21 protein-coding genes are annotated in these 21,570 nt (G+C 66.3%); 9 read left to right on the forward strand and 12 right to left on the reverse strand.

Annotated elements, in window-relative coordinates:
• Window positions 1-5 precede the first annotated feature (5 nt).
• The 4 genes from A0U87_RS21640 to A0U87_RS21655 are packed head-to-tail and all read left to right on the forward strand — an operon-like array spanning window position 6 to window position 4,910.
• A complete protein-coding gene (locus A0U87_RS21640) occupies window positions 6-1,289 on the forward strand; it encodes a hypothetical protein (RefSeq protein ID WP_048937050.1) in 1,284 nt (427 codons plus the stop codon).
• The gene (locus A0U87_RS21645; RefSeq protein WP_048936964.1) at window positions 1,286-2,425 is read left to right on the forward strand and encodes a glycosyltransferase family 4 protein; all 1,140 of its coding nucleotides are present in this window, start codon (window positions 1,286-1,288) and stop codon (window positions 2,423-2,425) included. Before A0U87_RS21640 ends, A0U87_RS21645 begins: the two co-directional genes overlap by 4 nt.
• On the forward strand, window positions 2,422-3,168 hold the full coding sequence (locus A0U87_RS21650; protein WP_048936963.1) for an FkbM family methyltransferase: 747 nt from the start codon (window positions 2,422-2,424) through the stop codon (window positions 3,166-3,168). The genes A0U87_RS21645 and A0U87_RS21650 overlap by 4 nt, the downstream gene beginning before the upstream one ends.
• Window positions 3,168-4,910 (forward strand): hypothetical protein, encoded by a 1,743-nt coding sequence (locus A0U87_RS21655; protein WP_048936962.1) that lies wholly within the window; start codon window positions 3,168-3,170, stop codon window positions 4,908-4,910. The genes A0U87_RS21650 and A0U87_RS21655 overlap by 1 nt, the downstream gene beginning before the upstream one ends.
• A 101-nt stretch (window positions 4,911-5,011) precedes the next feature.
• On the opposite strand, the gene A0U87_RS21660 is transcribed toward A0U87_RS21655, so the two are convergent.
• Both A0U87_RS21660 and A0U87_RS21665 read right to left on the reverse strand, forming a co-directional pair.
• Complete coding sequence (locus A0U87_RS21660; protein ID WP_048936961.1) at window positions 5,012-6,700, reverse strand: amidohydrolase; 1,689 nt, start codon at window positions 6,698-6,700, stop codon at window positions 5,012-5,014.
• Between the two features lie 8 nt (window positions 6,701-6,708).
• The gene (locus A0U87_RS21665) at window positions 6,709-7,578 is read right to left on the reverse strand and encodes an NAD(P)-dependent oxidoreductase (RefSeq protein WP_010339958.1); all 870 of its coding nucleotides are present in this window, start codon (window positions 7,576-7,578) and stop codon (window positions 6,709-6,711) included.
• A 97-nt stretch (window positions 7,579-7,675) separates the two neighbouring features.
• On the opposite strand from A0U87_RS21665, the gene A0U87_RS21670 reads away from it, so the two are divergent.
• From A0U87_RS21670 to A0U87_RS21680, 3 genes are all read left to right on the forward strand, one after another.
• A complete protein-coding gene (locus A0U87_RS21670; RefSeq protein ID WP_048936960.1) occupies window positions 7,676-8,923 on the forward strand; it encodes a threonine ammonia-lyase in 1,248 nt (415 codons plus the stop codon).
• Window positions 8,924-9,046: 123 nt separating this feature from the next.
• Window positions 9,047-9,865: an arginyltransferase gene (locus tag A0U87_RS21675; RefSeq protein ID WP_048936959.1), complete on the forward strand. Its 819-nt coding sequence runs from the start codon at window positions 9,047-9,049 to the stop codon at window positions 9,863-9,865.
• Between the two features lie 121 nt (window positions 9,866-9,986).
• The gene (locus tag A0U87_RS21680; RefSeq protein WP_137405985.1) at window positions 9,987-12,533 is read left to right on the forward strand and encodes a GGDEF domain-containing phosphodiesterase; all 2,547 of its coding nucleotides are present in this window, start codon (window positions 9,987-9,989) and stop codon (window positions 12,531-12,533) included.
• On the opposite strand, the gene A0U87_RS21685 is transcribed toward A0U87_RS21680, so the two are convergent.
• From A0U87_RS21685 to A0U87_RS21710, 6 genes are all read right to left on the reverse strand, one after another.
• Window positions 12,514-12,891 carry a VOC family protein gene (locus A0U87_RS21685; RefSeq protein WP_004212180.1) on the reverse strand — a complete coding sequence of 126 codons (378 nt, stop codon included), beginning with the start codon at window positions 12,889-12,891 and terminating at the stop codon, window positions 12,514-12,516. The two genes, A0U87_RS21680 and A0U87_RS21685, sit on opposite strands and share 20 nt — an antisense overlap.
• 66 nt (window positions 12,892-12,957) lie before the next feature.
• A complete protein-coding gene (locus A0U87_RS21690; protein ID WP_048936957.1) occupies window positions 12,958-13,830 on the reverse strand; it encodes an RcnB family protein in 873 nt (290 codons plus the stop codon).
• Window positions 13,831-13,960: 130 nt separating this feature from the next.
• Window positions 13,961-14,446, reverse strand: coding sequence for a GAF domain-containing protein (locus A0U87_RS21695; protein ID WP_048936956.1), 486 nt, complete (start codon window positions 14,444-14,446; stop codon window positions 13,961-13,963).
• Window positions 14,447-14,486: 40 nt separating this feature from the next.
• Window positions 14,487-15,704, reverse strand: a complete 1,218-nt coding sequence (locus tag A0U87_RS21700; protein WP_048936955.1) for a glycosyltransferase family 87 protein — start codon at window positions 15,702-15,704, stop codon at window positions 14,487-14,489.
• Window positions 15,705-15,791: 87 nt separating this feature from the next.
• Window positions 15,792-16,217 carry an alternative ribosome rescue aminoacyl-tRNA hydrolase ArfB gene (arfB, locus tag A0U87_RS21705; protein ID WP_048936954.1) on the reverse strand — a complete coding sequence of 142 codons (426 nt, stop codon included), beginning with the start codon at window positions 16,215-16,217 and terminating at the stop codon, window positions 15,792-15,794.
• Window positions 16,218-16,233: 16 nt separating this feature from the next.
• Window positions 16,234-16,914 carry an RNA pseudouridine synthase gene (locus A0U87_RS21710; protein WP_048936953.1) on the reverse strand — a complete coding sequence of 227 codons (681 nt, stop codon included), beginning with the start codon at window positions 16,912-16,914 and terminating at the stop codon, window positions 16,234-16,236.
• Window positions 16,915-17,000: 86 nt separating this feature from the next.
• On the opposite strand from A0U87_RS21710, the gene A0U87_RS21715 reads away from it, so the two are divergent.
• Window positions 17,001-17,960, forward strand: coding sequence for an acyltransferase family protein (locus tag A0U87_RS21715; RefSeq protein WP_048936952.1), 960 nt, complete (start codon window positions 17,001-17,003; stop codon window positions 17,958-17,960).
• On the opposite strand, the gene A0U87_RS21720 is transcribed toward A0U87_RS21715, so the two are convergent.
• Window positions 17,957-18,643: a TetR/AcrR family transcriptional regulator gene (locus tag A0U87_RS21720; protein ID WP_122928098.1), complete on the reverse strand. Its 687-nt coding sequence runs from the start codon at window positions 18,641-18,643 to the stop codon at window positions 17,957-17,959. The genes A0U87_RS21715 and A0U87_RS21720 overlap by 4 nt on opposite strands.
• A 119-nt stretch (window positions 18,644-18,762) precedes the next feature.
• Here A0U87_RS21720 and A0U87_RS21725 point away from each other — a divergent pair, with 119 nt between their 5' ends.
• The gene (locus A0U87_RS21725; protein ID WP_048936950.1) at window positions 18,763-19,509 is read left to right on the forward strand and encodes an SDR family NAD(P)-dependent oxidoreductase; all 747 of its coding nucleotides are present in this window, start codon (window positions 18,763-18,765) and stop codon (window positions 19,507-19,509) included.
• 12 nt (window positions 19,510-19,521) lie between these two features.
• Here A0U87_RS21725 and A0U87_RS21730 read toward each other — a convergent pair whose 3' ends face one another.
• From A0U87_RS21730 to A0U87_RS21740, 3 genes are all read right to left on the reverse strand, one after another.
• Window positions 19,522-20,076, reverse strand: coding sequence for a hypothetical protein (locus A0U87_RS21730; protein WP_137405986.1), 555 nt, complete (start codon window positions 20,074-20,076; stop codon window positions 19,522-19,524).
• 89 nt (window positions 20,077-20,165) lie between these two features.
• Window positions 20,166-21,026, reverse strand: coding sequence for a sigma-70 family RNA polymerase sigma factor (locus A0U87_RS21735; RefSeq protein ID WP_048936948.1), 861 nt, complete (start codon window positions 21,024-21,026; stop codon window positions 20,166-20,168).
• On the reverse strand, window positions 21,026-21,481 hold the full coding sequence (locus A0U87_RS21740) for a carboxymuconolactone decarboxylase family protein (protein WP_048936947.1): 456 nt from the start codon (window positions 21,479-21,481) through the stop codon (window positions 21,026-21,028). Before A0U87_RS21740 ends, A0U87_RS21735 begins: the two co-directional genes overlap by 1 nt.
• Window positions 21,482-21,570 lie beyond the last annotated feature (89 nt).

Below are 21,570 nucleotides of genomic sequence, written 5' to 3' on the forward strand. Positions count from 1 at the left end.
CGCGGATGGAGGCATCCGCCCGCATCCTCGCACTGGTCAAGCTCGCCAATGTCGGGCTGGTGATGATCTGGGGTTTCGCCGTCACCTTCGTCTTCGTGCGGGTGCTGCCGCTGGCGGAGTTCCAGGCCTTCCTGCTGCTCGTCGCCTTCGGCAATTTCACCATTTCGGCGGAATTCGGCCTTACCAGCATCATCTATGCGCGCCTGCGCCGCTTCTGGCTGGGCAGCGATGAGGCGGCGGCCGATGGCGGGTTCCGGCTGGAGGAAATGGGTGTCCTCTTCCTCTTCCTGGGCCTGCTGATCGCCGGCGCGGTCGTCATCCTGCTCGGCGCGCTGGCGCTGGGCGGGTTGCATACGGCCATGCCGGCGCTGTTCCTGCTCTTCTTCCTCACCGCCTGTCTCAACCTGCCGGCTTTGCTCGCCAAGCGGGCGCTGGCAGCGATCGACGGCAATTTCCTGTGGGAAGGGCTGGATTGCGCCCGCCGCCTGGTGACGATCGGCCTGCTGGCGGCGATCCTGTTCGGGCTCGATCCGCGTCTGTCGGTCGCGTTGCAACTGGCGGTCAGCGTTCTGGTGATCGGCTATGCCATCGTCCATGTCCATCGCCGCCTCGGCATGCGCCGCAGCCACTGGTTCGCCTTCCGCGTTGGTGGTGGGCATGTGCGCCGCCATTATCTGCGCGATATCGGCGCGTCGGCGGCCTTCACCGTGTCGGACATCGTCGCCTATAACGCGCCCTATTTCACCATCGCCATGGCCACCAGCGATGCCCGGCCGATGCTGCTGTTCGACTTTTTCTTCAAGATGTCGCGCTCGCTCTCGATGCTGGTGCGCGCCATGGTGGAGGCGGCCCTGCCGCGCATCACCCGCGCCTATCATGCCGGCGAAAGCGCGCGGGTGCGCCAGCTCCTGACCCGTGCGCTCGGCGCCGCGCTCTTCTTCGCGCTCGCCGGTTCGGCGTTTCTGATGCTGATCGGCGGCTGGCTGTTCGACAAGCTCTTCGACAGCCGCGCCGCGATCGACCAGGCCGACTTGGGCCTCACCGCGCTGGCACTGGTCGCGCTCTCGGTCATCTGCGTCTCGGTCTATGTCCAGGCCGCGCTCGGCCGCTTTGCCCATCTGCTCCAGCGCTCGCTGCCTTTCCTTGCCGGTTCGCTGCTCAGCGTTCCGCTCGCCGGCGCGCTTTGGCCCGATCGCTTCGATCTCGGCTTCCTCGGCCTCTATGCCCTGACCCTGATGCTGGCCGCCGGCCTGCATCTCGTCTCGCTGCGCCGACTGGTGCGCGCATGAAGATTGCCATGCTCGATCCGTCGCTCTTCACCGGGCGCTATGATGACGGGCTGTGCGCCGGCCTGGCGCAGGCGGGCGCTAACGTGACCCTGCTCGGCCGGCCGATGCGCGCTACCGATGCGATCGTGCCGCAGGGCTATAGCTACGCGCCGCGCTTCTTCCGCCACAGCGAGGCCCTGCGCGATCGGCTGGGGGAGGGGCGGGCCTTCCGTCTCGCCAAGGCGGCCGAATATGGCCTGACCTGCGCGCTCGGCAATCTCGATGCGATGACCGGCGCGGACGTCACCCATGTCCAGTGGCTGCCGCTGGCGCCGGCCGACCGGCTGATGCTCGATCGGCTCAAGGGCCGCACCGCGCTCGTCCACACCGTCCATAATGCCGATGCCTATCATGCCGACAGCGGCCTGCAGGGGCGCGGCTATCGCGCGCTGCTCGATCGGTTCGATGCGTTGATCGTCCATGGCGACACGACGCGCGCGGCGCTGGTCGGGCAGGGCGTCGATCCCACCCGCATCCATGTGACGCCGCACCCGCCGATGCGGCTCGCGCCCGCCACCCCGGCGGACCTTGCGGCCATTCCCGATCCCGCCGCGCCCCGCATCCTCTTCTTCGGCACGATCCGCCCATACAAGGGCGTCGACCTGCTGGTGGAGGCCTGCCTGTCGCTCTGGCGCGCGGGTCACCCCTTCGAACTGGTGCTGGCCGGCAAGCCCTTCATGGATGTCACCCCGATCCTCGATCCGGTTCATGCCGCCGGCTTCGGCGACCGCCTCATCACCGATTTCGGCTTCCTCACCGAACCCCGGCTGGACGCGCATATGGCAAAAGCCGACCTCATGGTCTTTCCCTATCGCCATATCGATTCGAGCGGCGCTTTCCTGTCGGCGCTGCACCATGGCAAGGCGATGGTCACCTCCGACGCGGGTATGTTCGGCGCCTTGCCGGACGGCGTCACCACGCGGGTTCCGGCCGGAAATGCGGTGGCGCTTGGCCAAGCCCTCTTGCCGCTGATCGAAAGCGCGGCCATCAGGCAGGCAGTGGGGGCGCGGGCGCGCGCCTATGGAGATATTATGGGCAATTGGAAGGACATGGCCTTGGCGACGATGGATATTTACCGCCAGGTGCTGCGCGCATGAGCCGCTATGTCCGCGAATTGTCCGACCGAGCATTGGCCCTGCGCCTGGCGCTGGCCGGCCGCGTCCACCAATATCCCGAAATCCAGGCGCTCAAGCGCTTCCTGTCCGCCTTCGCCATCGACTGCCTGTTCGACGTCGGCGCCAATCGTGGCCAATATGCGACCATGGCACGCAAGGATGCGGGCTTTGCCGGCACCATCCTCTCCTTCGAGCCGAACCCGGACGTCTTTGCCGAACTGAGCAAGGCCGCTGCGTCGGACTGCAAATGGCATGTCTTCAACATGGCCCTGTCCGATTTCGACGGCACCGCCAGCTTCAACATCATGGCCGCGGACCAGTTCAGCTCCCTGAAGGCGCCGTCGGGCGCACAGGACGCGATCTTCGCCGATCGGAACAAGGTGACGAAGACGGTCGAGATGCAGTGCCGCCGGCTCGACAGCCTGCTGCCCGAACTGCGCGCCGCCCATGGCTTTGCCCGGCCCTTCCTCAAGATGGACACGCAAGGGCATGACCTGTCGGTCTGCGAAGGGGCGGGGAGCGTCATCGCCGACATGGCCGGCATCCAGACGGAACTGGGCGTGCGTCCCATCTATGAAGGCGGCACCGGCTATCGCGCGATGATCGACTGGCTGGAGGCACGCGCCTTCGTCCCCTCCGCCTTCTTCGCCAATAACAAGGGCCATTTCCCGCTGCTGGTCGAAATGGACGGCATCTTCGTCAACAAGGCGCTGCTGGACAGCTGATGCCGGGGGGAATGCCCTTCGTCAGCGCGCGGCGCCTGTTCCTTGCCGGGGCGATCGGCCTCGCTTTGTGGCTGGGCGCGACCTTCCTGTGGCATGTGACCTGGCGTCAGGGTGTCAGCCTCGCCGTCATCCTGTTCCTGGACCAGGATTTTCCGGCGCTGATGATCGGTCTGTTCCTGCTGGCGCTGGCCGCGCCCTTTGCGGAGGGGATGGGCTTTCGCCTGCCGCAACCGCGCGCGCGCATCATCGTGCCGATCATCGTGCTGCTGGGGCTGGCCGCCTGGGCCGGTCATTATGCCCTGTTCCAGGATTATTCGGTTTCCCGCGATGAAGAGGTCGCGCGCTTTGCCGCCGCCTATATGCGCGAAGGCCTGTTCGCCCGGCCGATCCCGGTTGAATGGGAACCCTATCGCCGGGCGATCATGCCCGAATTTTTCTCACCCTTCGGCGCCGCCGACTATTGGACCGCTGCCTATCTGCCGGTGAACAGCGCGATCCAGGCCCTGTTCTGGCAGATGGGCGACCCCAATCTCGCCGGCCCGGTCTTGCTGGTGCTCGGCCTCTTCTCGCTGTGGCGGGTGGCGCTCCATCTCTTCCCCGACCGGCCCGATGCCGTCTGGGTAACGATGCTGCTCGGCCTTTCCTCGGCCCAGCTCTGGGTCACGGCGATGACCCCCTATGCGATGACCGGCCATTTCGCATTGAACATGGTCTGGCTGGCGCTGGTGCTGCGCGGCGGCATTGCCGGCCACCTCTCGGCCGGCGTGGTCGCGCTGATCGCGGCGGGGCTGCATCAATGGCATTTCCCGCCCATCTTCATCGCCCCCTTCATCCTCTGGATGCTGTTGGCGCGGCGCTGGACCGTGGCCGCCTTCCACGCGCTGACCCTGGTCGCGATCGTCATCGTCTGGGCCAAGATCTGGCCCGGTTTCCTGCTCCATGCGCTGGGCGCGCCGACCGATGTGCGCCCGTCTGCCGGCGTCGCCGACAAGGTCGGCAGCCTGTTCCAGCGCCTGGGCGACCGCTGGCAGCCGCTGGTCAATCTCAGCCGCTATGCCGCCTGGAACAATATATTGATGGTGCCGCTCGCGGGCCTGGGCGTGCTGGCGATGCGCTGGCGCGATGCGATCCGCGGGCGTGAGATCGCCCTGCCGCTGGCGCTGGGCTGCCTTGCCGGGTGCCTGCTGGCGCTGGCGCAGGGCTATGGCTGGGGCTTCCGCTATGCCCATGGCTTCATCGGCCCCTTCTGCCTGCTGGGCGGTCTTGGCTGGGCGCGCTTCCGGCCACAGGGGGCGATGCGGCCGATCTTCATCGGCTTCGTGGTGACGCTGCTGACCGCCGGCTTCCTGGTCTGGCGCACCCATGTCTTCGTCGAACCCTATGCCGCCAGCCACCGCATGATCGACGCCTCGCGCGCCGACGTCGTTCTGGTCGATCCGCGCGGCGGCCTCTACGTCACCGATCTGGTGCGTGGTCGTAATGGCGTGCCGGGCAAGCCGATGGTCATGAACCTCGGCATGCTGACGCTCGATCAGGTGGACGAGCTGTGCAAGACCTATGTGGTCGAGCTGTTCGACCGCGCCGAATTCCGCCCGCTCGGCGTGCCGTTGGCGCGCTGGAATCTCGGGCGCATGGACACGCTGCGCGCCCATATGAAGCTGGCCGGTTGCGATCGCCCGGTCCAGCCGCCGCTGCCCGAGACGATCGACGACGCCATGAACGCCGCCGATAACGCCTTCTAGATACCATGGCCGTCATCGCGAGCGAAGCGTGGCGATCCATGGATTGCTTCGCTTAGCTCGCAATGACGCAATGCGTTAGCTTGAAGGGCAAGTGAGGGGCATCACTGCCCCTTCACATAGACCCGCTTGCCGTTGATCCAGGTTTCCAGCACCTGCGTACCGCGAATGTCGGTCGGGCTGGCCGTCTCGATATTGCGGTCGATCAGCAGGAAGTCCGCCCGCTGCCCCGGCACCAGGCTGCCGAATTTCTTCTCGGCAAAGCCGGCAAAGGCCGCCTGCCGGGTAAAGCCGTCCAGCGCCGCCTCGAAGCTCACCTTCTGCTCGGGCATCCAGCCACCGGCCGGCTCGCCCCTGGCGTCCTGTCGCGACATGGCGGCGGCAATGCCGGGGAAGGGATTGGGGCTTTCGACCGGCACGTCCGAACCGAATGCCAGCGGCACCTTATTGTCCAGCATCGCCTTCCAGGCATAGGCGCCCTTCAGCCGGGCCTCGCCCAGCCGCGCCGTCGCCATGCGCCAGTCCGACGTTTCATGCACCGGCTGCATCGACGCGATCGTGCCATAGCGGGCAAAGCGCGGCAGGTCGGCCGGATCGATGATCTGGGCATGTTCGACGCGCCAGCGCCGGTCGCCGCTATAGGTGTCCGACATTTCCTGGATCGCGTCGAGTATCTCGCCATTGGCGGCGTCGCCGATCGCGTGGACCGCAACCTGGAAATTGTCCATCGCCGCCCGGCTCATGATGTTGCGCAGCTGCGTCGACGGGATCATCGGCAGGCCGCGCTGGCCCGGCGCATCGCTATAGCCCGCCTTCAGCCAGGCGCCGCGTGACCCCAATGCGCCGTCCAGCAGCAGCTTGATCCCGCCCATGCGCAGATGATCGTCATACAGCCAGGGCGTGGGTTCCGGCCCGGCGATCAGCACCATATTGTCGAGGCCATAGGCATAGGACATGATCCGCACGCGCAGCGCGCCGCGATCGGCCGACCGGCGGAAGGCCTGCCAATCCTCGATGCTGGTGCCCATGTCGGCAATGCCGGTGATCCCCACCGCCAGCAGCGCGCGCTGCGCCTTTTCCAGCGCATTGTCGCGATCCTTGGGGGCAGGGGCGGGCACGACCTTCTGGATCAGGTCCATCGCCTTGTCGACGAACACGCCCGCCGGCTTGCCCGCTGCCATCTCGATCCGGCCACCAGCCGGCGCCTTGGTCGCGGCGCTGACGCCGGCCGCGCGGATCGCGGCGCTGTTGGCCCAGCCGGCATGGCCGTCGATCCGCTCCAGCCAGACCGGAATATCGCCCACGGCCGCGTCCAGTTCGGCTGCGGTCGGGAACCGGCCCAGCCCCCATGTCTCCTGGTTCCAGCCGGTGCCGATGATCCATTTGCGGCCGGTATTCTCCTGCGCATAGGCGCGGATCTTCGCCTGTGCCTCGGCCAGCGATTTCGTGTCGGACAGGTCCAGCGTGATCAGCGAAAGGCCAAGCCCCATGACATGGCCATGCGCGTCGATCAGGCCGGGGATCAGCGTCTTGCCGCCTGCGTCCAGCTTGAAGCTCGGGCCTTTCGGCCGCTCGGGCCAGGGCTGGCCGCGCTTGGGCTTCTTGGGCTTGTACTCGGGCTCCTGATAGCGGCCCTGGATCAGCTTCTCGACCTTGCCCTCATCGTCGATCATCAGCGCGCCGAAATGGACGATCTTGCCATCCGGTCCGATGGCGATGCCGTTCACATTGTCGATCACGCCCGATGCATAAGCGGGCATGGGCAAAGCAAGCGCGGCAATCGCCGCCAGCATTATCTTCCTCATGCGCGGGTGATCCGCCGCACCAGCGCGCTGGTATCCTGCCGATGGCCGCCCATCGCCTGCACGTCGGCGTAATATTGATCGACCATCGCCGTCACCGGCAGGGTCGCGCCATTGGCCCGCGCTTCCTCCAGCGCCAGCCCCAGATCCTTGCGCATCCAGTCCACCGCAAATCCGAAATCGAAACTGTCCTGCGCCATCGTCTTCCATCTATTATCCATCTGCCAGCTTTGCGCTGCGCCCCCCGAAATCGCCTCGAACACCTTGTCCAGGTCGAGTTCCGCCGCCTGGGCAAAGCGCATCGCTTCGGCCAGGCCCTGCAGAACGCCGCCGATGCAGATCTGGTTCACCATCTTCGTCGTCTGGCCCGCGCCGGCCTTGCCGACATGGACGATGCGCGCGGCATAGGCCTGCATCACGATCGTCGCGGCCGCCACTGCCGGGGCGGACCCGCCGCACATGATCGACAGCCGGCCATTTTCGGCGCCCGCCTGACCGCCCGACACCGGCGCATCGACGCAGTGCAGGCCCAGGCTCTCGCCCTCGACGGACAATTGCCGGGCAATGCGCGCTGAAACGGTCGTATGGTCGATGAACAGGCCGCCCGGCTTCATCGTGCGGAACGCGCCTTCGCGCCCCAGCGTGATCTGGCTCAGGTCATCGTCGGTGCCGACGCAACTGATGACGATGTCGGCCTCCTCGGCGGCCTTGGCCGGACTGATCGCGACTTCGCCGCCATAGGCCTCGGCCCAGCTCTTGGCCTTGCCGATCGATCGATTGTAGACGGTCAGATGATGCCCCGCCTTGGCCAGATGCCCCGCGATCGGGCCGCCCATGACCCCCAGGCCGATAAACGCGATATTAGCCATAAGCCTCGTACATTTCGTGCGTGCAACCAAGCCATAGGGCCAGTTTTCGGCAAGTGCCAGTTTCTTCACCGGCAATTTTGCGTTAGGGCGCTGCGCCATGAACACGCTGAGCAAGATAGAGGGCGCCCTGCCGCTGCCCGTCACCGTCGATGACATCCTTGCGGCCCGGACACGCATTTCCGGGTCGATCGTCAAGACGCCGACGCTCATTAGCCAGACCTTCTCGCAAATGCTTGGCTGCAACGTCTATCTGAAGTTCGAAAATCTCCAGTTCACTGCCGCCTACAAGGAACGCGGCGCGCTCAATCGTCTGCTGCAACTCGATGAAGCGGCCAAGGCCAAGGGCGTGATCGGCGCCTCTGCCGGCAACCATGCGCAGGGTCTTGCCTATCATGGCAAGCGCCTTGGCGTGCCCGTCACCATCGTCATGCCGACCACCACGCCGATCGTGAAGGTCACCCAGACCCAGGGCCATGGCGCCACCGTCGTCCAATATGGCGAGAAGTTCGACGACGCCTATGCCCATGCCCGCAAGCTGGAGGTGGAGCAGGGCCTGACCTTCATCCATCCGTTCGACGAGCCCGACATCATCGCCGGCCAGGGCACGGTCGGTCTGGAAATGCTGGAGGATGCGCCGCAGATCGACACGCTGATCATACCGATCGGCGGCGGCGGCCTCTTCTCGGGCATCGCCACCGCGGCGCGCGCGATGAAGCCGGACATCCGCCTGATCGGCGTGCAGGCGGAACTCTATCCGTCGATGTATGACTTCATAAAGGGCGCGGACCTCGCCTGCGACGGCGACACGCTGGCCGAGGGTATTGCGGTGAAGCAGCCGGGCGAGCTCACCCGTCGCTTCGTCGAGCGTCTGGCCGACGATGTGCTGCTGGTCACCGAACGCCGGCTGGAGGAGGCGGTCAGCCTGCTGCTCCAGATCGAGAAGACGGTGGTGGAGGGGGCCGGCGCGGCCGGCCTCGCCGCACTGCTCAGCTATCGCGAGCAGTTTGCCGGTCGCAATGTCGGCCTGATCCTGACCGGCGGCAATATCGACACCCGCCTGCTCGCCAATGTGCTGCTGCGCGATCTCGCCCGTTCGGGACGTCTCGCCCGCCTGCGTATCATCCTACAGGATCGGCCCGGCGCGCTGTTCCATGTCGCCCGCATCTTCGACCAGGAAGCGGTCAACATCCTGGAACTGTCGCACCAGCGCATCTTCACCAATCTGCCGGCCAAGGGGCTCAGCCTCGACGTCGAGTGCGAAACCCGCGATGGCGCTCACCTCCAGCGGCTGATCGCGGCGCTGGGCGCGGCGGGTTATGAGGTCGCGCCGATCGAGGTTGCCTGATTTTGGGACATGCTTAACCATCGGTAAAAATTTCGTGGTAAATGACCTTTTCATGGTTGGGCCGGGACGGCATAGTCCGACCATGAAAAGGCAAATTCGCATGACTGAATCGGGGGGAGAGGCATGAGCGCACCATTCCGCTTTCCGCGTTTCTTCGTGACGATCCCCAGCCCTTGCCCCTATCTGCCGGGCAAGAGCGAGCGGAAGGTCTTCACCGAACTCAATGGCGACAATGCCTCGGAACTCAATGATGCGCTCGGCCGTATCGGCTTTCGCCGCAGCCAGAATGTCGCCTATCGTCCCAGCTGCGCCGATTGCTCGGCCTGCGTGTCGGTGCGCGTCGTCGCGCAGGAATTCAAGCCCAACGCGACCCAGCGCAAGCTGATCCGCCGCAACAGCGACCTCGTCGTCACCGCCTGCAAGCCCTGGTCGACCGAGGAGCAGTTCGAATTGCTCCAGCGCTATCTGCGCGCGCGGCATCCCGGCGGCGGCATGACCGAAATGGACGAGATGGACTTTGCCGACATGGTCGAACAGACCCCGGTCGAAAGCCATGTCGTCGAATATCGCCTGCCCGGCGAGGATGGCCGCCCCGGCAAGCTGGTCGGCGCCTGCCTGACCGATCGCCAGGGCGACGGCCTGTCGATGATCTACAGCTTCTTCGACACCGAACTGGAAGATCGTCCGGGCCTCGGCAACTTCATCATCATGGATCATATCCAGCGCGCCGCCCGCGCGGGCCTGGCCTATGTGTATCTGGGCTATTGGGTCGATGGCTCGCAGCGGATGCAGTACAAGATCCGCTACCGCCCGCTCGAAAAGCTCAGCCGCGCCGGCTGGGTCCGCTTCGATCCGGAGGAGCAGGCGCAGGCGATCCGTGTCGTCATGCCGCGGGACGAGCCGCCGCTGCCGGTCGAACTGGCCGCCATCTTGCGCCGCTGACGGCGCAGTTTCTGTAAATTACAGATTCTCGATCATTCCGGTTACGTGCAGGCTTGTTTAAGCTTTTCCTGCATCATCGCTGCCATGACGAACAGGGCGGCACGGCAATCGGGGATGGGCGATGGATCGCTTCGCTGATCGGCGCTTTGCCGATGGCGCCCGCGAACTTGGCGGGCCAGCGGCCCATATGCCGTCCGGCGCTAACATCGCGCACAGGACATTATCAGCCAAGATCAAGTATGTACGCCCACCCGTCATTCACTGGTTCGCGGATTATCGCGGTCGGCTGCTGACCTACTGGGTCGAGGGCGAGGTGCGGGGCGGGGGGCTTCGCATGGGGCTGATGCGCCATGGCTGGCGCAAGGGCTTTGATTCGGTCGATATCGGGATCATCATACGGGCCGCTGCCGCGTCGTCGCAGCCGGAACCGCTGGTCGTTCGCCTGCGTTGCGCAGATGGCGCAAGCCGCTGGTGCCTGCTCCGCATGACGCGGCAGGCAATGCCCGCAGGGGCATGGCGCTGGTATGGAACGGTCGAGGATATGCATGATCGTCGCGACAAACAGGCTGAATTGCTGGAAACCGCACTGGCGGAAAGTCGCGAACATCATCGCTGGTCGGTAGAACTCAGCCCCCAGGTTCCCTGGACCGCCACGCCCGATGGCGCGATCGAGGAGGTCGGGCCGCGCTGGCGCGATCTGACCGGCAGCTCGCCCGAACAGGCGATGGGCGCCGGCTGGATCAACGCCCTGCATCCCGACGACATGGACCGGACCCTGACGTTGTGGCGCGAACGGCTCCAGTCGGGCGATCCGGTCGATGTCGATTATCGCCTGCGCCTGCGCGACGGCAGCTATCGCTGGATGCGCGCCCGCGCGGCCGCCCGGCGCGATGGCAAGGGCGCGATCATCCGCTGGTATGGCACGCTGGAGGATATCCATAATCAGAAGCTGGCGCAGCAGGCGGTGGCCGAGAGCGAGGAGCATTTCCGCCTCGCGGTGCAATCGGCGCGGCTCGGCATCTGGGACTATGACGCCCGTTCGGGCCAGCGCAGCTGGTCGGCGGAATTCCGGGCGATGCTGGGCCTGACGGCGGATGCGCCGGCGACCACGGAACTGGCCCTGTCGCTCGTCCATCCCGATGATCGCCACAAGCTCAAAGCGATGATGGACGGCGTCGCCGCCAATGTCCTGCCGCCGCATTTCGAGGCGACCCTGCGCGTCCATCGCGCCGACAATGGCGCGCTGCGCTGGATCCGCAGCACCGGCTGGGCGACGCGCACGGAAGTCGGCCAGTTGCGGCGGATCATCGTCACCTTCCTTGACGTCACCGAACAGCACGATGCGGAAGAACGTATCCGCTGGGCCGCCACCCATGATCCGATGACGCGGCTGCCCAACCGGACATTGTGGCAGGGCGTGCTGGAGGAACTGGCGGATCAGGCGCGCCCGACCGGCGCGGGCTTCGGCCTGATGCTGTTCGACATCGATGACCTCAAGCGGATCAACGATTCGCTCGGCCATGACGCGGGCGATGCGCTGCTCTGCGGCTTTGCCGAGCGGCTGGCCGCGGCGGCGCCGGTCGATGCGGTGGTCGGTCGCCTGGGTGGGGACGAGTTCGGCCTGATCGCCGCCTCGCTGGTGGATAGTGCGACCGTGCAGGCCTGCAGCCAGGCGATATTGGACAAGATGCGGGTGCCCTTCGCCTATCAGGGGCAATTGCTCGAAGCCGGGGTCAGCGTCGGTGGCGCCGTGTTCGGCGAGCATGGTGACGATGCGCATGAACTGTTCAAGGCGGCCGACCTGGCGCTCTATGCATCGAAGGCGAGCGGCCGCAGCCGGCTCACCATGTTCCATTCCCAGTTGCGCGCCGACGCGCAGCAGCGCAGTTCGATGATCCACATGGCGCGCCAGGTGATCGCCGAGCGGCTGGTCGAACCCTATTATCAGCCCAAGGTCGACATGCGCAGCGGGCAGGTGCTGGGTTATGAGGCGTTGCTGCGCTGGCAGCATCCCCGGCTCGGGGTGCAGGCGCCCGCTACCATCGCCGCCGCCTTCGAGCATGGCGAACTGGCCATCCGCCTGACCGACCTCATGCTCGACGCGGTGCTGCACGACATGGCGGCCTGGCTCCGGATGGGCTTCGATCCCGGCCGGGTGGCCGTCAACGCCTCGGCGGCGGATCTGCTTCAGGCCGATTTTGCCGATCATGTCCTCGCTCGACTGGATCAGCATGGCGTGCCGGCACAGAATTTCGAGATCGAAGTGACCGAGTCGGTCTTCCTTGGTCGCGGCGCCGATCAGGTCGCGCGCGCGCTTGATCGGTTCGCGCGGGGCGGGGTGCGTATCGCCCTCGACGATTTTGGCACCGGCTTCGCCTCGCTCAGCCACCTCAAGCAATATCCGGTCAATGTGCTGAAGATCGACCGCAGCTTCGTCAGCCATGTCGACAGCGATGCGGGCGACGCCGCCATCGTCGACGCCGTCATCAAGCTGGGCAGCAGCTTCCGCATGGAGGTGGTGGCCGAGGGCGTGGAGACCGCCGAACAGGCCGCTTTGCTGCTCCAGCATGGCTGCCATATCGCGCAGGGCTATCATTATGGCCGGCCACAGCCCGCCGCACCGGTCCTGGCTGCGCGCGGCGCGGCGCCTATCGCGCCGAAAAAGTGACCGCCTCTATCTTGTTGCCATCGGGATCGCGCACGAAGGCGCCATAATAATGATCGTCATATTGCGGCCGCACGCCCGGCGGCCCGGCATCGCTGCCGCCCAGCTCCAGCGCCAGTCGATGAAATCCGTCGACCGCGCCGCGATCGGCCGCGACGAAGCAGATATGGATGCCGTTGCCGGCGCTCGCGGGCGCGCCATCGACCGGTGTCTCGACGCTGAACACCACGTCGGTCACGCCATAGTCGAGCGAATGGGGATGGTCGCGCAGGCTGCGATAGCCCAGCAGCGCCATCAGCGGGTCGTAGAAGGCCCGCGCCCGCGCCACATCATTGGTGCCCACCGATACATGATGCAGCATAACGCCCCTCCCGTCGCCTGATCCCGCCCGTCAACGCACCAACCCATGGTCGCGGTTCCGGACGGTTCAGCGCGGCGTCGCCTCGGTCGCATAGCGGGTGGTCGCCTGGGTCGTGCCGTCGGGATTGATGATGATGGTCGTCACCAGCGGCGGTGGATAATAGAAGCCGCCCGAAATATAGCCGCCCGGCGGCAGGCCGGGCACCGGCGGAGCGGCCGACACGACGGTCGTGGTCGCCGGCTGGTTCGACCAGTGCGTGCCGCTCGTCGCCGCCACCGATGCTGGCGGAGGCGTCGGAGCCGCCGCAACAGTCGTCACCGTCGACGCGCTCGGGCTGACGGCGCTGCTGGCATAGGCGGGCGCATCATAGTCCACGCCGGGGCGGCTGGACGGGGCGGGCTGTGGTGCGGGCTGTGGCGCGGGGCTATAGGTCACCATGTCGTCGGGCGCGCTATAGCCGGCCTCGCCACCGGAACTGGCGATGACGGCCGGCTGCGGCGCTCCCTCTTCATAGCCGCCTTCATAACGCGACCAGTCGATGCCGCTGCGCACGTCGCGCACCCGGCCATATTGGTCGGTCATCACCGCATCGTCATAATAGCGCGACCAGCCATAGCCGGTGGTCGGCGCCGGCAGGCCATAGGCGCCATAATTGGCGATGAAGAAGCGCGGATGGACCCAGTAGGCGGGCAGGGCAAAGCCCACGCGTGGCCGCTGATAGCTTTGCCAGCCGCCCGGCGCGGCCCAGCCGGCATACCAGCGCCCGTCATAGCGCGGCCCCCAGCGATGGGCAGTGGCGGTCGTTGTCGTCGCCGTGGTGGTGGTACGGACCACGCTCGTGCCGGATGCGACCGGTGCCTGCGCGGCAACCGGCCCTGCAAGGCTGGCGATCAGCGCCATGGCGCTGCTGGCGAAGAATAAGCGCGCGGCCATCATCATGCTCCCTGTTCCTGCAGGGGCGTCGGGCCGCCCGCACGGTCATCATGCTAACGCGGAAATTAGCATGACGATCCGTGCAACGCCATGTTCGGCTTATGAAATCCTGTCCCGGAACGGGGCAGGGCGGCGATCAGCCGATGCGGCCGGCGACCCGCGCGACCAGCGCTTCCAGCCCCTGCTGGTCGGCACTGTCGAACCGGGCGGGGCGGGGGCTGTCCAGGTCCAGCACGCCGATCAGCCGGCCGTCATGCACCACCGGCACGACGATCTCGGACGCACTCGCCGCGTCGCAGGCAATATGGCCGGGGAAGGCATGGACATCGGCCACCAACTGCGTCTCGCGCGTCTGCGCGGCGGTGCCGCACACGCCGCGGCCCAGCGGGATGCGGATGCAGGCCGCCTTGCCCTGAAAAGGCCCCAGCACCAGCTCATCCTCGACCATGCGATAGAAGCCCGCCCAGTTGAGGTCGGGCAGGAACTGCCAGATCAGCGCCGACAGGTTCGCCATATTGGCGACAGCATCGGGTTCGTCGCGGGTTAGCGCGTCGGCAGCGGACAGAAGATCGGCGTAAAGCGTCGCCTTGTTGGCGTCGGCAGCGGGGGCGAAATCATACATGGGCACGCATATAGGATGGCCCGCACCGCTCGGCCAGAGGCTAGGATGTCGGGAGGGGTTTATCGATCAATCGCCGCTTGAGAGGGGCCGGCAACAGCAGATCTGCATAGGATATGCCCGTGTAGCAGCGTATCTGGACGACAAGGCCGGCAAGCAGGGCGATCGGTGCAATGAGGTTCCACGCCATCACCAGCAAGGGCGCGGCAAAGGCCATCCACAGGATGATCCGCTCTTTGCGATGAAGCGCGTGCCATTGGCCATAAAGCAGGATCGCGAAGCCAAGGCAGCAAACCGTCAGGTCATAGTTGAAGATATAGGGGGTGATCAGGGCCGTCGCGGTGGCCGTGATGAAGGCCAGTTGATGGACGGTGCAGTGACGCGCGCGCCAGACCATGTAGAGCGCGCTGCCCGCAAACAGGGTCTGGGCCAGCAGCGGCAGCCAATAAGGCCCCGCGCGCAGCGCGACATAGGCCGATGTCATCATGAAGAAATAGAATTTCTCGCCTTCGGCGGTCATGATCCGGGTTTGGAGGGCAGAGGTATCCGTCAGCCAGGTGGGCCAGAGATCGAAGCCGAACGCCAAGCCGCTCAGCCCGATCAGCCCCAGGGTGACGGCGAGTGCCGCGCCTATCGCCCGGAAGGCCCTGCGATGGACCAGCGTCAGGGCAATCAGCAGGCCCAGATGGGGCTTGAGCGTCAGCAGCCCGGCGACAAGGCCGGCGCGGACCGGCGCATGGCGCAACTGGGCGAAGAACAGCAGCCACAGGCCGCCAATGACGAACCCATAATGGCCGACCCAGATATTGACGATCGCCGCCGGCGTCAGCAGCGCAAGCCAGGAGGACAGGCCGGCCGGTATGTAGGGACGGGCCGCCCAGGCAAAGAAGATGGCGCCAAGGCCCGTCCACAGGGCGAGCGCAACCGGATAGGGAAACAGCGCAAAGGGTATCGCCAGGAACAGGCTATGCGGAGGATAGGAGTAGTTCAGCATCTCCAGCGGGCCGAAAAGCCCGGCCTGCCAGTCCATATAGGACTGAAAATCATAGAGACGCTCAAGCTGGTCGGTCAGTGCGAGCGTTCCGCCGGACCAGACATTGAGGAAATCGCGGCCGATCAGAAGTCGGGCTTCGGGCAGGTGCAGGCCGTCAAGTTGGCGCAAATCCGAGAGGATCAGGAAGGCGCCCAAGAAGGTGGCGGCAACCCACATGAACCAGTTCCAGGGGCGCGGTGGCAGAAGAATAGGGCGTTCGGCCGGCATGGCATCCTCGGGAAGCTGGGAACGCAGTCCTGCGCTCAGCCCTTCCTAGCAAGGCAATGATGGTTAATTCGTAAATGGCCGCTAGATTCAGTCCATCCTGACCCGGCCGCGTCCCTGTTTCACGGCGGCGCGCTTGACCTTGCCGTCGACGCGGCGCTTCTGCGATGCCTTGGTCGGCTTGGTCGGGCGCCGCTTCTTGGGCACGATCGTCGCCTCGCGGATCAGCGCGAACAGCCGCTCGCGCACCTCCTGCCGGTTGAGCAGCTGCGATCGCGCGCCCTCGCTGCGCAGGATCAGCACGCCCTCGCGGGTCATGCGCGATCCGGCCAGGTCCGCCAGCCGCTGCTTCACTACATCGGGCAGCCCTGGCGAGGCGGCGACGTCGAAGCGCAGCATCACCGCGCTGTCGGTGGTGTTCACATGCTGGCCGCCCGGCCCCGACGCGCGCGCGAAGCTCTCGACAATCTCGTCGCTGTCGATCGCGATGGAGCGGGTGACCGGGATGGCGACCATGGCGCAGGGCCGGGGCTTACAGCCCGGCCTCCTCCAATATCTCGGGGCCGAAACCTGCATCGACGAAGCTCTGCGGCAGCGGCGCGGTCGCCTGCGCCGGCGGCTTGTTGTCGCCGCGCGGCACGCTCAGGAAGCGGCTGTGCAGCAGCATCGCGCCCTTTCCGTCGCCATAGACCGGGTCGCCGACGATGCCGAAGCCCAGCCCATGCTGGGCATGGACGCGGATCTGGTGGGTGCGGCCGGTCTCGGGCGTGAAGGCGATCAGCGCGCGGCCGTCCTTCACCGCCAGCTTGCGCCAATGGGTGACGGCGGGCTTGCCCGCCTTCGCCGCGATCATGCGCCAGCCCTGGCTCGGCGTGCTCACCTTCTTGAGCGACAGGGCGATCGTGCCTTCGTCCGCCTCGGGCACGCCCTCCAGCACCGCGACATAGCGCTTCTCGACCGTGCCGGCCTCGAACGCGGCGGCAAAGCGCTTGTGCGCCTTGGGGTTGCGCGCGAGCAGCAGGCAGCCGCTGGTGTCGCGGTCCAGCCGGTGGACCGCCAGCGGCCAGCGCTGAAAGCCGAAGGTCAGCGAGGCGAGGTGGTTTTCAAGGCTGATCGATCCGTCGCGCGGCGCGTCGACCGGCAGGCCGGCGGGCTTGTCGAGGATGATGGCCTCGCCATCGATGAACAGCACTTTGTCGCTAAGCAGGGTCAAATATCAATCCGATCGGGAAATCTGGCGTCCGGGTAATCTGGCTGGGCGATTGACGCCCACGCCGCATCCTATAGGGCGTGGAACCGATGGAGAATAGGGGCCTTGCCTATCAACATGCGCCGCAGCGGCTCGACTGGGTCGATGTCGCGCGCGGCATCGGCATCATCGCCGTGGTGTTCGGCCATGTCTGGACGCGTGGGCCCTTGCGCGACGCCATGTACAGCTTCCACATGCCGCTCTTCTTCCTGCTGTCGGGGATGCTCTCGCGCCCGCATCCGGTCGGCGCCTTCACCCGGCGCCAGTTGCTCGGCCAGATGCGCCCCTATGCCATCTTCCTCGCGCTGCTGATCCTGGCGGATCATATCATCGAACCGGCCAAGGGCAATCTGCCGATCTTCCACCAATGGCCGCGCGATCTGCTGCCGATCCTGCTCGGCGGCTATTGGCTGCGCGGCCCCTATACCATCTTCTGGTTCGTGCCCTGCCTGATGCTGGCGCGCATCCTGTTCAACCTCGCGCTCAACCGCTGGCCCGATCCGCGCGACCGGCGCTGGCTGATCCTGATGCCGGGACTGCTGGTGCTGGCGGAGGGGCTGGGCTGGATGACGCCGGCCTCGCCGCTCGGCCTGCTGAGCGTGCCGATGGCGATGATCCTGCTCTGGGTCGGCGCGCTCTGGCCCCGATTGCACTGGCGCAATCTCTGGATCGCGCCGCTCGGCCTGCTCGCGCTGGCAGGGCTGGCCGGCTGGCTGCCGACCCTCAACATGAAGGCGGCCGACTATGGCTGGCCGCTGCTCTCGATCGCGTCCGGCATCGCGACGTCGCTGCTGCTCTTCCGCCTCTCGGCGCGGCTCGCGCCAGTCTCCGCCCCGCTCGCCGCGCTTGGCCGGGCGTCACTGGTCATCATGTATCTGCACGTCGCGATCATCCATTATGGCACGCCCTATCTGGCCAGGCCCTGGCTGCTCGCGCTCGCGCTGCTGGCGCCCCTTGCCCTGTGGCACTTCATCCGCCTGTTCCCGCGCCTCAGCCGCTGGATGCTCTAGGGCAAGGACGGCGCCGACGCTGGCCAGGATCGCCAGCCCGCCAGGAAGAAGGCGATGGCCGCCATGGCGCGCGCATGCGTTCGGTCTGAAACGCCAGCCGGCTCGATCCCTTGCGCCGCCCGGTCCAGCGCTTCGCCGGCGACCAGCCGCACGAACATGTCCGCGCCCATCCTGACCGTCTCTGCCGGCCGGGCGCCATCCTCGGCCAGGATGGCCGCGATCGCCGTGCTGGCGCGCTGGAACGGGCCATCGACGCTGAGCGCCAGCCCCGGCTGACGCGCAGCCTCGGCCACGATCATGCGATACAGCGCGATCGCATGGGGATTGAGCAGCCAGCCGAGCAAAATCTCGCCCGCCGCCTGTAAACGCTGTTCCAGCGGGCCGGCCTCGACCCGCGCCAGATTGGGCATGCCCGACTGGCGGGCTAGGCGCTCGACCACCTCGACGAACAGGTCCGACTTGGTCCGCGCGCGGCGATAGAGGGTGCGCTTGGTCACGCCGGCGCGGCGGGCGATGGCTTCCATGCTGGCCCCCTGGAAACCGGCCTCGATGAAGGTCGCCAATGCCGCATCCAGCATCGTCGCTTCAATCTGTTCGGCCGCCTCGCGCGATGGCCGGCCGGTCGGCCGCGCCGATCCGTCGCTCCCTGATCCGTCAGCCCGCTGGCTGGTGTCGGCGGCCATCCCTGCTTTCCTTCCATTCGGCTCCGGCATAAAAGGATACGGAACCGGATACTTTGAGTCGAGTTTATTTCCCATCGGTCATGCCGTCGCCCGGCGGCGATAATCAAGGAGCAGTTGGAATGGCGTTGTTTCAGGATCGGGTCGCGATCGTCACCGGCGGTGCATCGGGCATCGGCGAAGCGGTGGTGAAGGATTTGCTGGCGGAAGGCGCGAAGGTCGTCATCGCCGATTTCGACGAAGCGGGGGCGCAGCGTCTCGCGCAATCCTGTGGCGAGGATCGGGCGCGCGCCTTCAAGGTCGATGTCAGCGATGCACAGGCGGTCAGCGCCAGTGTCGACTTCGCCGTCGAAACCTTCGGCGGACTGCATCTGGCGGTCAACAATGCCGGGATCGGCGCGCCGTCCACGCCGCTGGCCGACATCGCCATCGATGACTGGCACCGGGTTGTCGGCGTCGATCTGCACAGCGTCTTCTACGGCATGAAATATCAGATCCCGGCGATGCTGAAATCCGGTGGCGGCGCGATCGTCAACATGGCCTCGATCCTGGGCGCGGTCGGCTGGGCCGGTTCCGCCGCCTATGTGACGTCCAAGCATGCGGTCGTCGGCATGACCAAGACCGCCGCGCTCGACTATGCCGCCCAGGGTATCAGGGTGAATGCGGTCGGGCCGGGCTTTGTCGAAACCCCGGCACTCGGCAAGACCATGACCGATGCGGAACGGGCGGTCCTCGCCGGCCTGCATGCGTTCGACAGGCTGGCGCGCCCGGAGGAGATCGCTGCCATGACCAGCTTCCTCCTGTCCGATCGCGCTTCCTTCATGACCGGAACCTATTATCCGGTCGATGGCGGCTATCTGGCGCGCTGACGGCGCGGGGCGTCAGCCCTGCTGGATCAGCGACAGCCGATGATCCTCGCCGGCGCGGGCGACCAGGGCGTAGGCGGCCTGGGCGATCATCTGCGCCTGGCTCAGCGCGGCGGCATCCTCCTGCTGGGCGGGAGCGACCGGGTCGGCGACGGCCGATGCCGCTGGCGACGCATAATAGCCCGCGTCGGACAATTGCGTGTCCAGCGTGGTTTCCGGTGCCGCGACGGCCTGCGATCGCGGCGCTGGCGTGGGCGCGCTATAGGTCAGGGGTGACAGCGAAGCTGACAGGGCAACGCTATCGCTGACGACGGCGGCGGATTCGCTTGCGATCGCCGGCGCCGGCGCGGTCGCTGCGGCAGTTGGTGTCGTTTCGACCGCCGGCTGGACGCTGGCGACCGGCTCGCTGGCCGCAACCGGCGTGGTGGCCGCCGGTGTGCTCGCCTCTGTCACTTTCGCTGTCGTGCTGCCGCTATTCTGGTTCGCCTGCCGAACCTTTTCGGCAAATTCTTCCATCGCCTTCTTGAACTGGCCCCAGCCATTGCTCGAGCCGCCGATCGCACCAACCATCTCTGTTTCGCTCCCGGTCCCCGATCCTGCCATGGCGCGGCGGGGGCTGCGAATTTGACAAGGAACGGGCTTATCCGGCGATTAAGCATTCAGTGCAGATGGCGCAGCTTGTCCGGGTTGCGCATGATGTAGATGGCGGTCACCTGGCCATCCTCTATGTCCAGTGCGGTGGTCTGCAACTCGCCATCGGCCTCGCGCGTGACGAAGCCGGGCAGGCCGTTGACCATGCAGGTGCGCAGCAGGGTCGATCCATATTTGCCGAACAGCACTGCCAGCGCCTTGTGGACCTGCATCACCTGGCCATGGCCGATCGCCGGGCGGATCGCGGCCGGGCGCTTGCCGCCGCCATCGCTGTGGAAGCTGACATCCTGCGCCAGCAGTGCACCCAATGTGCTCATGTCGCCGCTGCGCGACGCGGCGAAGAAGGCGCCGGCAATCTCCAGCCCGCGCTGTTTCTCGATCTGGAAACGGGGGCGGGCGTCGCGGACATGATCGCGCGCGCGGGCGGCGAGCTGACGACAGGCGGCAGCATCGCGCCGGATGGTCCTCGCCACCTCGTCAAAGGCGAGGCCGAACACATCATGCAACAGGAAGGCTGCCCGCTCCAGCGGCGACAGCCGCTCCAATGCCAGCATCAGCGGTAGGGTGACATCCTCTTCCTCGTCCGCTTCCTCGACAACCGGCTCGGGCAGCCAGGGGCCGACATAGGTTTCGCGCTGCGCCCGCGCCGACTTCATCTGGTCGAGGCAGAGCCGGGTGACGATGCGGCGGAGAAAGGCTTCGGGCTCGCGCACCGCGCCATGGTCGGTGCCCATCCAGCGAATGAAGGCATCCTGCACCACATCCTCGGCATCGGCGACCGATCCCAGCATGCGATAGGCGACCCGGATCAGGCGGGGACGCAGCGGGTCGAAGCGCGCTGCCGCGTCCATCTGCGTCCCCCGCGCCATCAGGCTGCTGCCTTCATCGGCATGTCGTACCAGAGGTTGAAGCCGACGGCGATGCGGTTCCAGCCATTGATGATGTTGATCATCAGGGTCAGCTTCACCTGTTCCTCCTCGGTGAACTCCCAGTTCAGCGCTTCCTTGGCCGCTTCATGGGTGTGGCCCTTGGCGATTTCGGTCAGCGCCTCGGTCCAGCCCAGCGCAGCGCGCTCGCGGTCGGTATAGCAGGGCGCCTCGCGCCAGGCGGTCAGCAGGTAGATGCGCTGCTCGATCTCGCCCTTCTCGCGCGCTTCATAGGTGTGCATGTTGATGCAGTTCGCGCAGCCGTTGATCTGCGACGAACGGATCTTCACCAGTTCGATCAGGCTCGGCTCCAGGCTGTCGGCGACAGCGGTGGACAGCGCGGTCCAGCTCTTCATCAGCTGCGGCGCGGCGGCATAGGGATTGATCTTGTCGGTCATGATACAGCTCCTTTGCTTGCTATTGCTGACATGACGAGACGGCCGCGCCCGATGTGACATGGGCAGCAACTTTTTTCGTCGGGCTTGAA

The sequence above is a fragment of the Sphingobium sp. MP9-4 genome, assembly GCF_005281675.1.
Taxonomy (GTDB): domain Bacteria; phylum Pseudomonadota; class Alphaproteobacteria; order Sphingomonadales; family Sphingomonadaceae; genus Sphingobium; species Sphingobium yanoikuyae.